The sequence below is a fragment of the Vreelandella glaciei genome (assembly GCF_013415125.1).
Classification (GTDB): Bacteria; Pseudomonadota; Gammaproteobacteria; order Pseudomonadales; family Halomonadaceae; genus Vreelandella; species Vreelandella glaciei.
In genome coordinates, this window is record NZ_JACCDE010000056.1 from 1 (window position 1) to 11,346 (window position 11,346).

An 11,346-nucleotide genomic window follows, 5' to 3' on the forward strand; every position below is an offset into this window, starting at 1 on the left:
CTGGCGCGGAACTTGACGTTGGGCATGGCACTGTCTGGGTGAATGGCGATATTCGCTATATTGCCATGCAGTTCAGTAGGTTAGAAGCATTCCTGGGGGCCGGTCTCACGGATTCAGGATATTGACAACGTCAACTTATAACTATAAATCAACATTCTTTAGTTTTAATGGTTCGCTTAATACATTACGGCCGCTTATAAGATTTACATTTATATAATCTCAAATATTATTTTATTAAATTGAACACTCCTAGCTTTCTGCATAGTAATTTGATTCACAAAAGACCTTAAATCGTTTAATAACCGTTTAACAGCTATTGAGAAATTAGTGCTTAAAACCGGTCGCTATCAAACTTTAGTCTTATTTTTATATAATTTTCTCATATACAGAACACGCATAGGCTATGCACAGAAGAGTGCTGCCAGTTAAATATTCCAACGCTCTGGCCAGCCAATACTCTGTTGAATAACGATGATGATATGCCCCTATGCCCTACGTTCACGATACGTTGACACGACTTAATAAAAGCAGCCCTGCACAGTCAGAATTTTACCAAGCCACCGAAGAAGTGCTCGAATGCCTACGCCCGTTAATCGAGCAGAGTGATTACTATCATCAACACAGCATTATTGAGCGGATAGTCGAGCCCGAACGGCAAATTATGTTCCGCATAAGCTGGGTAGATGATGCCGGCAGCGTACGAGTCAACAAAGGTTATCGCGTACAGTTCAACTCGGCCCTTGGCCCTTACAAGGGCGGTTTACGCTTCCACCCCAGTGTTACCTCAGGCACCATAAAATTTCTCGGCTTTGAGCAAATTTTCAAAAATGCGTTAACCGGTTTGTCGATCGGTGGTGGGAAAGGCGGCTCTGATTTTGACCCGAAAGGAAAATCAGATAACGAGATCATGCGCTTTTGTCAGGCGTTCATGAGCGAGTTATACCGTCATATTGGCCCCCACTGCGATGTACCTGCTGGTGACATCGGCGTAGGTACGCGGGAGATTGGCTACCTCTTTGGCCAGTACAAGCGGCTCACCGGGCACTATGAAGGCGTGCTAACAGGAAAAGGGCTTAACTGGGGAGGCTCGCTGGGCCGTAAAGAGGCCACCGGCTACGGCGCGGTGTACTTTGCGCAAAACATGCTGGCTGCCCGAGGAGATGAGCTTCGTGGTAAAGCCTGCCTCGTTTCCGGCGCGGGCAATGTAGCGATTTATACCATTGAGAAGCTGTACGAGCTGGGCGCTAAACCGATCACCTGCAGCGATTCACGTGGCACTATCCACGATAAAAGCGGCATTGATTTAGGCTTACTCAAACGGCTCAAAGAAGTGCAGCGCACCTCTTTAGAAGACTACCTGCATGAGTACCCTGACGCGCACTACATTTCTGCACGTGACTACCCCCAGGGTGGGCATGCCGTATGGCATATTCAAGCCGATGCAGCCTTCCCTTGCGCGACACAGAATGAGCTGACCGCAAGTGATGCGGAAACCCTGCTCGTTAATGGCATCACGTGTATTAGTGAAGGGGCCAACATGCCCTCTACCAAAGAGGCCGTCGACCTGTTTCTAAACGCTAAAATCGCCTATGGGCCTGGCAAAGCCGCCAATGCAGGTGGTGTCGCTACCAGCCAGTTAGAGATGGCGCAAAACAGCAGCATGGAGCAGTGGTCTCTGGAAAAAGTTGACCAGAAACTAAAACAGATTATGACCAATATCCACCGCCAGTGCGCCGACACCGCCGACGAATTTGGTGATAAAACCAATTTGGTACTCGGCGCCAATATTGCAGGCTTCAGAAAGGTGGCTGACGCCATGATTGAACAAGGCGTCACCTGATCGTCTTTATTTTATAAATCGCTTATACTGTAAAAAGCACGCAGTCCTTCCTTTATTGGGGAAGGGCTGTTTTTTATTGGTTTAAACTTATTGCTTTAAGGAGAGTCATCATGGGACAACGTCCTGCTATTATTATTAATCGTCTGGATGCCGAACGCCTCCAGCGCTTGATCGACAACGCATCCGATAAAGATATGGCCGTAGCTCAACTGCTTGAGGAAGAATTAGCACGAGGTGAAGTCTGCGATCCAGAGGATATTCCGGATGACGTAGTCAGCATGAATAGTCAGGTTCGCTTCACCGACCTCACTCGTGGGCTTAAGATGATTCGAACTCTGGTTTACCCGCACTCCCTGGAAAGCGTAGCGGACGGCATTTCGGTGATGGCGCCCATTGGCGCGGCGTTGATTGGCCTCAAGGTGGGCGACATCATCGAATGGCCATTACCCAACAATACCGAAACACGGCTCCGTATCGATGCCATTTATTGGCAGCCCGAACGCGAAAAGCAGTTCCACCGATAAGTCGCGCTAGAGAGTTCGCTAGTATCGGATAGAGAGAACTTCGTGGTATTAATGAAAAACTTATAAAGTATGAAAAATTGAAATTTATAACATCACTAATGCGTGATGCCAATGGGTTATAGAAAAAGAAAGTGCGTTTACTTGAACAAAAAAATATTAATAAAATATTAAATCAGCATAGGGAATCGTTAATTAACGGTCATCAACCATTATCTATTCAGCACCAAGGGCCGTATTGCCCGGCACGCTATCTGCGTGATAACTCGCTACACTTTATCACGCAGACCTCAACGCAATGATTAGGCTGTATTGGTTGCTTTTGTACCGGGCACAATGGGTTCGCCATCTTCGCCCAGCAATTGGTGATCGTAGGCGGCCTGAAGGCCGGTATCTTCCACCGGTAGTGGCTGCGGCTCTTCCTCCTCGGCCCAGTAGTCAATGTGACCTGGATAGAGTGGCGATAAAAACGCCACCAGGATGCCGATCACGGCGAAGATCGCAAAGGCGTCCGCATAGCCCAATCCATCGACCAGCACACCGACCACCGGAGAACCCACTGCCTGCCCAAGCGCACAGGCCATAAAGGGCAGCACCGGCCCCATCGACAGCCGCCCTGGCAGTAACCGGATACCTGTCATCAAGTACAGCCCCGTTAAGCTCATGTAGGCAAGCCCGAAGACCATCGCGGAAAACATCGCCAGCGCTAGCTGGCTTGGGCTAGCGGCCAGTAACACCAAGCTTGAAGAGAGCATCATCAACATCAATGCCTGAGTGATGGGTGGGTTATTGCGGTCGGCGAGATCACTCACTACGGCACCACCGAGCCCGGCGATACCGACCGCAAACCATAGCCAGCCGGTGTGACCAGGGGGCAGCGCGCCAAGGGTAACCACTAGGTCTGGCGCGAAAAGCCAGTAAGGAGAAGAAACAAAGCCCATGGCGAAGGCGAACAACGAGAGCCGGGTGAGCCGCGACCACTGCAACCGGGTGATTGGCGGCGGCGATGCCGCGCTGGCTGGCGTTACTCTTGATACCGACGGGATAAAGTACCATGCCGCCACCACGCCCATGCCGGTCAGAACGGCAAAGAGCGTATAGGTCAGGCGCCATGCATCTGACAGGAACACGACCGTCGGTACCGCCACGATAATCCCGATGCTGGTACCTGCGTTCATGATCGAACTGACTCGCCCATGCATCGCCCGGCTCACTAGTGCCTGCATAGCGGCGGTCAGCGCGGGCATCATCAAGCCGGTGCAGATCCCGCAGATAAACACCCCCACCCCGAGTGTGAGTGCGCCTGACGCCTGGCTGATCAGTCCCAGGCCAGCAACCCCGACACCACCCGAGAGCACTGCTAGGTTACGCGCACCGAGACGATGCGCGGCAAGCGGCGCGACCAGTGTAGCGAGCACGAAACTGATAAACGGCAGCGCCCCGATGACCCCGATAAGGTAGGGCGTGAGCGCCAGCTCGGCGCTAATGGAAGGTACAAACAGGCCAAATGCAAAGCGCGCCAGCCCATAACTAATGGCGACCAGCGCGGCACCGAAGATGGCAAACCCCATGTTTGACAATGTCTTCATACTGTCACCTCCACGGCCGCTTGCTGCATGAATAGAACTCTGCTTAGCTCATTGTCATAGCAACCTTCGTGATGAGCAATGCAGATGGGTAGTCATTTACCAAAGTCGTTTTCTATATAATGGCTATCGTCCCTCTTCACGATTGTTTTATAGTCGAGGAACGCTAACCGGATTATCCCAGCCTATGGCCGTTGACCTGCAAGCGCTTTATCCCAAACTGATTCATCTGATGCTGGACACTGTCTTCGTGGTGGATAAGGACAACCAGATCATCTTCATAAGTGATGCCTGCGAGTCACTGCTCGGTTACCTTCCACACGAGTTGATCGGCACGTTGATCACCCACTACATGCACCCCAACGATCTAGCGGCCACACGGGACTCCATTGTGCGAGTGATGCACGGAAAGCCGCACGTCGATTTTCGCAACCGCTATATTCGTAAAGATGGCGCTATTGTCCATATCCTGTGGTCTGCCCGCTGGTACGAGGAAGAGGGAGTGCGAGTCGGTGTCGCGCGAAACGTCACGGCTCTTATGCAGGCCGAAGAGGAGTTACGTTACCTCGCCCATCATGACCCACTGACTAAACTAACCAACCGAGCGCTCTTCTATGACCGCCTTTCCTTGGGCCTGAGTACGGCCCACCGCTACCAGAGCAACCTGGCATTGCTGTTTCTGGATATTAATGACTTCAAAATCATCAATGATGTTTATGGACATGCGGTGGGTGACCGTGTGCTCTGCACAGTAGCCAGACGGTTGGAAGGCTGTGTACGCGAGACGGATACCGTGGCCCGCATGGGCGGTGATGAGTTCACGGTGTTGTTAACGGACATTAAGTCGACGCACGCTGTCACCGAAAAGGTAGAGCAGATCCTCACCGTCATGAACGCGCCGCTAGGTGCTGAATTCGGCGAAGTCAGAATGCCATCCTGCAGCATCGGCTTAGCCTGCTACCCCACCGACGGCGAAGACGCCGACACCCTACTGAGCCATGCAGATAGTCATATGTATCAGGTAAAAAGGCGCGGGCGCTAATGCCTATACAAAAAAGCAACCCGATATTCGCTACCGTATCCTGAAACACCTCACGGACATGCTATTTCAGGCAAGAGAAGCTTTCGTAACGGTCAACGATAGCCACTAAAGCGTCACCGTTACGCAGGCGCGCCTCAAACTCGGGGCAACTCCGCTTGGAGCCGGTGACACGCTCCTCGAAAACCTGATCGCAGCCGGCTTCCTGAAGAGCGTCGCTCTGCAGTAGGGATTCTGTTCTTGAGTGCTGACTCTCGCATAGTCAATGACCATATGCCTCCCTTCATTGTGGTGCCCTAATAGAAAACAAATCTCCGTGTTCTCTACAGAATACTGAAAATGGGCAGTCATACTAAGGTTATATTTTTGCATCGCATATACGCTAAACGTTGTCGAGCAAACACAAAAAATAGTCTAGCGAACCCGGCGCAACAGGAACTCAATAGTCTTAGCTAAGTACGGCCCGACGTCCATGCCGAACGCTGAGACAGCAATGTCAGGGCGGCGCTGTTCAGCTGAGAAAGGCTTAGATAGTTGCTTAAAACTATGTGCTTTCGGACTTGGCAGTCGAAGCACTTCAGTGAGCACACATCCGAAAATAACAGTTGACAAGCTCAGACAACCAATACTAATTTGAATCTGTAATTATAATCTGGCTTCCAATATACCGGAATATATCAAAATCTAACATAACGAAATATTCCAACCAGGAGACACATAATCATGTTCAAACCCCTAACCCAACTCGGTACCGCTGCGTTCGTCTGTAGCGTATTTGCTAGCGCAGCTCAGGCCGATAAACTTCAGGATGTTCTCGACCGCGGATACCTAATTGCGGGAACCGGAAGCACCAATTCGCCCTGGCATTTCATGGATGCCAACAATGATCTCGTGGGATTCGACGTCGACATGCTTCGGCTGATCGCCAAAGGCTTGTTCGATGATTCCGAGGCGATCGAATTTGTCAACCAATCTGGCGATGCGCGAATCCCAAACCTCGCGACCGACAAGGTTGATGTGGCCTGCCAATTCATGACAGTGACAGCCGGCCGCGCGCAGCAAGTTGAGTTCACGATCCCCTATTATCGTGAAGGCGTGGGCCTGATGCTGATGGCAGACGGCGAATATGCCGATTACGATGCGCTTAAGGCGGGTGGTAGTGGCATCACAGTATCGGTACTGCAGAACGTTTATGCTGAGGAAATGGTGCATGCCGCCCTGCCCGAGGCTACGGTCGACCAGTACGATAGCGTCGATTTGATGTACCAAGCGCTGAATTCGGGGCGCGCTGATGCAGCAGCGACTGACCAGTCGTCATTGAGATGGTACATGACACAGAATCCGGATCGCTTTTCCGACGCGGGATACGGCTGGAATCCCCAAAGCTATAGCTGCGCTGTCAAGCCCGGCGAGCAACGCTGGCTGAACTTCGTGAATTCGGTTCTGCACGAAGCGATGACAGGTGTTGAATTCAACACCTATGCGGCTTCCTTTGAAGAGTGGTTCGGCGTGCAGCTCGACCCGCCCCAGATCGGTTTTCCGATCGAGTATAAATAACACAAGACATCCTGGGGCGATTTATGGACTACGATTTCAATTTTGCAGCGGTGTGGCGAGACTTTGACATCTTGCTCTCCGGCTTGGGGCTGGGGTTGGTATTAGCCGTGATATCCATCGCGATCGGTTGTCTAATCGGGCTGTGTTTAGCCTTTGCGATGCTATCGAAAAAAAGGTCCATCCGGTGGGCTGCAACAGTCTATGTTTCGGTATTTCGAAACACGCCGATCCTAGTGTTAATCCTCTTTACCTTCTTTGCCCTGCCTGAGTTCGGTATTAACCTTGGCAAAATTGAAAGCTTCATCGTCACGCTTTCGGTCTACTCAGGTGCTTACTTAACCGAGGTCTTTCGTTCTGGCCTCGTCTCGTTGCCCCCAGGGCTGCGAGAGGCCGGGCTGACAGTCGGATTGACCGAGTTCCGAACCAAGATTTTAATCACAATTCCGGTCATGTTCCGTCGCGTTCTGCCTGCGCTCGGCAATAACTTCATTTCTCTGTTCAAGGATACCTCGCTCGCTGCAGTCATTGCCGTTCCTGAGCTTACTTTCTACGCCCGCAAGATCAACGTGGAGACTTTCCGTGTCATCGAGACTTGGCTGGTTGCAAGCCTTATGTACGTTATCGCCTGCTCAATCATTGCCGCAATTCTGCGGCGTACCGAAAACCGCCTGGCGATCCCGAAATAGGTGTCCGAATGGATATAATGCAAGCCCTTGATGCCATCTGGTCGGCGCGTTGGCCGCTTCTAGATGGCTTTGGCAATACAATCCTAATTTCAGCTGTGTCGATCCTGCTGGGCACGCCCCTCGGCGTCGGCGTCGGACTGATCCTCTCATATGGAAACAGAGTCTTAAGGTTCATCGTACGCCTATATTCTGATTTCCTGCGTGGCACGCCGGTCTTCGTACTGATTCTTGCCTGTTTCTATATTCTATCGATAGTAGGAATTCAGCTTTCAGCTTTTCAAGCCGGTGTCTTCGCGCTCACACTATTCTGTTCATCGCATGTCGGAGAAATCGTTCAAGGCGCCCTGAAGACCATCCCCAAGGGTCAGACTGAGGCAGCGAAATCTGTGGGACTGACATTTTTTGGAACGTTCTTCTCAGTGCTCCTTCCGCAGGCACTTCGAATGATCCTGCCTACCTGGGTGACCACTGCCACTGAAATTGTAAAAGCTTCGACGCTGCTCTCGGTCATCGGCGTGGTCGAGTTATTGCTAGCGACGCAGCAGGTGATCTCCCGCACATATCTTAGCCTCGAACTCTATTTCTTTGCCGGACTTGTCTTTTTCCTTATCAACTTTGCGATTGAAAAAGCCGGACGCTTCGTCGAGCGCAAAGTCTCGCTGCCCAACTGAGGTTCACATTGACTATTCCCGTTCTAGAAATCACAAATCTGCATAAAAAGTTCGGCGAGGTCGAGGTGCTCAAGGGCATCGACCTAACCATGCAAAGTGGTAATGTCGTGAGCCTGATCGGCTCAAGCGGATCAGGTAAGACAACCCTGCTGCGCTGCGTTAACCTGCTGGAAGACTATGAGGATGGCGTCGTCGCTGTTGAGGGGGAACAGATCGGTTACAAGCAGCACAAAGGTAGGCGCATCCGGCTTAAAGAAAGGGAAATAGCCCGCCAGCGCGCCATGACTGGTATGGCTTTCCAGCATTTCAACCTTTTCCCGCACATGAGCGCGATACATAATGTCATGCTGGGTCTGATCAAAACGCGCAAGACACCAAAGGACGAGGCCTACGCTGCCGCCGAGGGTTGGCTGGACCGTGTGGGCATGAAGAATTGGAAGGATCATTACCCGGGCCAACTTTCCGGTGGTCAACAGCAGCGCGTCGCCATCGCCCGCGCGATCGCCATGAACCCGGTGCTCATGCTCTTTGACGAGGTGACCTCCGCGCTTGACCCGGAATTAGTCAGCGAGGTACTGGCAGTCGTCAAGGATCTCGCCTCCGACGGCATGACGATGCTCTTGGTCACTCACGAGATGCAGTTCGCTCACGACGTGTCGGACACAGTCGTCTTCATGCAGGATGGACGCATTGGCGAGCAAGGCCCGCCCGAACAACTCTTCCACAACCCGAAGTCGGAGCGTCTAGCGGCATTCCTCAAAAATTCAAAGTTTTGAATAAAGGTAAAACATGAGTATTAAAAGATACGGTGTAAACGAATCCAAGGGCTCCGGGCGTCAGGCGCTGCCATTTGCTAAAGCGACAGAGGCCGACGGTTGGCTCTATGTTTCTGGCCAGACGCCGATGGTAGAGGGTGAGGTGATTGACGGTGGAATTGTTCCTCAGGCCCATCAGGCAATCAGCAACATGATTTCGATAGTGGAGGCAGCTGGCTATAGCGTTGCTGACATCATGCGAGTAGGTGTCTGGCTCGACGACCCACGCGATTTTTGGAGTTTTAACAAGATCTTTGCCCAGTACTTCGGCGACCACCCCCCAGCCCGTGCCTGTGTTCAATCCGCAATGGTCGTCGACTGCAAGGTCGAAGTTGACTGCATTGCCTTTCGCAAGACGACCTGACCAAAATGCCCTGCAGAGGGCACACCCAACGAAGAAATGGCCGGTACCTGAATGAGCAATGTGAAATCTGCCTCTCCCACCAGAACGAAGGAACGCGGGCTGGAGCGCGCCTTCTTGATCCTCGACTACCTTTGCACAACCAGCGAGCCACAACGCCCCATCGACATTGCAATCGGCATGGAGGCACCAAAGTCCTCCATATACGAACTGGTCGGCTTGCTGACGGCAGCGGGTTTACTGGAACGAACTGACTCTGAAGGACGGGTTTTCCTCGGACGCAAGCTGCACTACTGGGGGCTAAACTATTTGAAGCACTTCGACATAATAGGTCTTGCCCGACCAGTACTGGAATGGATCACGGATCAGACGCGGGAGACATCACAGTTATGTATGCTCGAGCGAGATAAGTACTTCGTAGCGATGATGAACGAGGGTAGCCGACCGTTCAGAATCAGTGCTGATGTCGGTGAACGGACGCCCATCCCTTGGACTGCGTCGGGCCGTTTGCTTCTCGGCAACCTTTCGGCGGAGGAGATCTTAGCGCTGATTCCACCTGAGGACTTTATAAATCCCCACGGGGGCCCTATTGATCCTCAAGAGTTTGTCGAAAACGTGCAGACGGCCTGGAAAGACCAATTTTTCTCTTTTGACAGCATTGCGGACAATTTCACCCATTGTTTTGCAGCACCAGTTCTAGATGCCGAAGGAATTTGCCAGAGCACCGTCTGCATCATCGCCCCCAAGCAAGACGCGATGGAAAACTATGCTCTTTATCGCGCAACTCTCATTCAGGCTGGAAAGAGATTGTCGCATCTGCCCAATTTTAAGACTTCTAAATTTAAGGCCCAGTTGCGAGATAACCTGACAGCCAACTTAAGGCACTCTTTAGATGATGAGTAGAATTGTGAATGATCACAAACTTACCCTTCATCGATGCCATTACTCTCCTGAGATTAGCTGATGCATATCAACGATATCGACACTCCGTCTGTCCTAATTGACCTCGACCGGGTCGAAGCGAACTTGAAACGCGCGCAGGATTATGCCGATATGCATGACCTGCCTCTTCGGCCTCATGTGAAAACCCACAAACTTCCGGAAATGGCGCAGAAACAGGTAGCTCTAGGAGCAATCGGCATCACTTGCCAGAAGATCGGCGAGGCCACAGCAATGGCCGATGGTGGGCTGACCGATATTTTCTTGCCCTACAACATCATCGGCACGTCCAAGCTCGACAGGCTTGTCGACTTACATGCCCGCGTGACTTTATCAGTTACCGCCGATAGCACCGATACAGTCGCGGGTTACGCCGCCCGGTTCGGCGCAGCCAAGCCATTGAATGTCCTAGTGGAATGCGATACCGGCGCGGGGCGCTGTGGTGTGCAATCTCCAGAAGAGACGGTCGAGCTAGCCCAGCAAATTAACGATGCACCAGGATTGACCTTCGGGGGGCTGATGACGTATCCACCCAGGGGCAACATCGCCCAAGCAGATGCATGGCTGCATAAAGCCAAGGCCGCGCTGGAGTCGGCGGGCTTGCCGCCCAAGGTGATCTCTTCCGGAGGCACTCCCGATATGTATCGCGCCGCCGAAGGAACGGCCACGACCGAGTACCGACCCGGCACCTACATCTATTCCGACCGGATGCAAGTCGCTTTCGGCGTCGGGACTCTCGACGATTGTGCGTTAACGGTGAAAGCCACGGTGGTCAGCCGCCCCAACGTAAATCGCGCAGTAATCGATTCCGGCTCCAAGGCACTGGCAGCCGATGCGGTTCCGGCTCCTTACACAGGCTACGGACATCTGGTGGAATATCCGAATGCTGTGATCATCGCTCTATCCGAAGAACACGCGGTCGTTGATCTTTCCGCCTGCGTGGATAAACCATTAATCGGCGACACGGTACGTGTAATTCCGAACCATGCCTGTGTCGTCACCAATCTGTTCGACATGGTCTACCTGGTGCGCGGCGATACCGTCGAGCGGGAGGCCAAAATCACGTCACGCGGGAATATGCGATGATGGCCATGAATGATGATACCGCCTCCCAAAATGAAAAGGGGCCTCTGGCTTCATGATGCGCTGTCGCTCATTCTGCGGCTGGTGAATATCGGCGATGCCAAGAGTTGTTCCTCTATTCCGGCATCTAAGTGCCTATTCAAAATTAATCGCGTGATCAGTTCCGTAACCACCGAGTAAGCGGTGTACCTCTTCACGTAGACGTTCAAACGAGAGATAGGCACTCAAGGGCAGCCAGGTGTACTTCA

11 protein-coding genes and 1 pseudogene are annotated in these 11,346 nt (G+C 52.2%); 10 read left to right on the forward strand and 2 right to left on the reverse strand.

Translation table 11 applies throughout. The features are described 5' to 3' along the window. Nucleotides 1–487 precede the first annotated feature (487 nt). Both gdhA and rnk read left to right on the forward strand, forming a co-directional pair. Nucleotides 488–1,840 (forward strand): NADP-specific glutamate dehydrogenase, encoded by a 1,353-nt coding sequence (gdhA, locus tag HZS80_RS22520; protein ID WP_035556615.1) that lies wholly within the window; start codon nt 488–490, stop codon nt 1,838–1,840. A 110-nt stretch (nt 1,841–1,950) separates the two neighbouring features. Beyond that, complete coding sequence (rnk, locus tag HZS80_RS22525; RefSeq protein WP_035556612.1) at nt 1,951–2,364, forward strand: nucleoside diphosphate kinase regulator; 414 nt, start codon at nt 1,951–1,953, stop codon at nt 2,362–2,364. A gap of 299 nt (nt 2,365–2,663) precedes the next feature. On the opposite strand, the gene HZS80_RS22530 is transcribed toward rnk, so the two are convergent. Next, the gene (locus tag HZS80_RS22530) at nt 2,664–3,950 is read right to left on the reverse strand and encodes an MFS transporter (RefSeq protein WP_179917383.1); all 1,287 of its coding nucleotides are present in this window, start codon (nt 3,948–3,950) and stop codon (nt 2,664–2,666) included. Nucleotides 3,951–4,134: 184 nt separating this feature from the next. Here HZS80_RS22530 and HZS80_RS22535 point away from each other — a divergent pair, with 184 nt between their 5' ends. The 8 genes from HZS80_RS22535 to HZS80_RS22570 all read left to right on the forward strand — a co-directional run bounded on the left by HZS80_RS22535 (nt 4,135) and on the right by HZS80_RS22570 (nt 11,101). Further along, complete coding sequence (locus tag HZS80_RS22535) at nt 4,135–4,989, forward strand: sensor domain-containing diguanylate cyclase (protein ID WP_179917384.1); 855 nt, start codon at nt 4,135–4,137, stop codon at nt 4,987–4,989. Nucleotides 4,990–5,709: 720 nt separating this feature from the next. Then, a complete protein-coding gene (locus HZS80_RS22540) occupies nt 5,710–6,543 on the forward strand; it encodes a transporter substrate-binding domain-containing protein (protein WP_179917385.1) in 834 nt (277 codons plus the stop codon). Nucleotides 6,544–6,566: 23 nt separating this feature from the next. Then, a complete protein-coding gene (locus HZS80_RS22545) occupies nt 6,567–7,229 on the forward strand; it encodes an amino acid ABC transporter permease (RefSeq protein ID WP_179917386.1) in 663 nt (220 codons plus the stop codon). An 8-nt stretch (nt 7,230–7,237) separates the two neighbouring features. Then, nucleotides 7,238–7,900, forward strand: a complete 663-nt coding sequence (locus tag HZS80_RS22550) for an amino acid ABC transporter permease (protein WP_035556599.1) — start codon at nt 7,238–7,240, stop codon at nt 7,898–7,900. 8 nt (nt 7,901–7,908) lie between these two features. Continuing rightward, nucleotides 7,909–8,676, forward strand: a complete 768-nt coding sequence (locus HZS80_RS22555) for an amino acid ABC transporter ATP-binding protein (RefSeq protein WP_246362475.1) — start codon at nt 7,909–7,911, stop codon at nt 8,674–8,676. A 13-nt stretch (nt 8,677–8,689) separates the two neighbouring features. Further along, nucleotides 8,690–9,079: a RidA family protein gene (locus HZS80_RS22560; protein ID WP_101148361.1), complete on the forward strand. Its 390-nt coding sequence runs from the start codon at nt 8,690–8,692 to the stop codon at nt 9,077–9,079. A gap of 51 nt (nt 9,080–9,130) precedes the next feature. Next, nucleotides 9,131–9,979 carry an IclR family transcriptional regulator gene (locus HZS80_RS22565; protein ID WP_179917387.1) on the forward strand — a complete coding sequence of 283 codons (849 nt, stop codon included), beginning with the start codon at nt 9,131–9,133 and terminating at the stop codon, nt 9,977–9,979. A 60-nt stretch (nt 9,980–10,039) separates the two neighbouring features. After that, the gene (locus HZS80_RS22570) at nt 10,040–11,101 is read left to right on the forward strand and encodes a D-TA family PLP-dependent enzyme (protein ID WP_035556594.1); all 1,062 of its coding nucleotides are present in this window, start codon (nt 10,040–10,042) and stop codon (nt 11,099–11,101) included. Between the two features lie 132 nt (nt 11,102–11,233). Here HZS80_RS22570 and HZS80_RS22575 read toward each other — a convergent pair. Then, nucleotides 11,234–11,346, reverse strand: a pseudogene (locus tag HZS80_RS22575) (IS630-like element ISHsp2 family transposase); the annotation flags it as partial.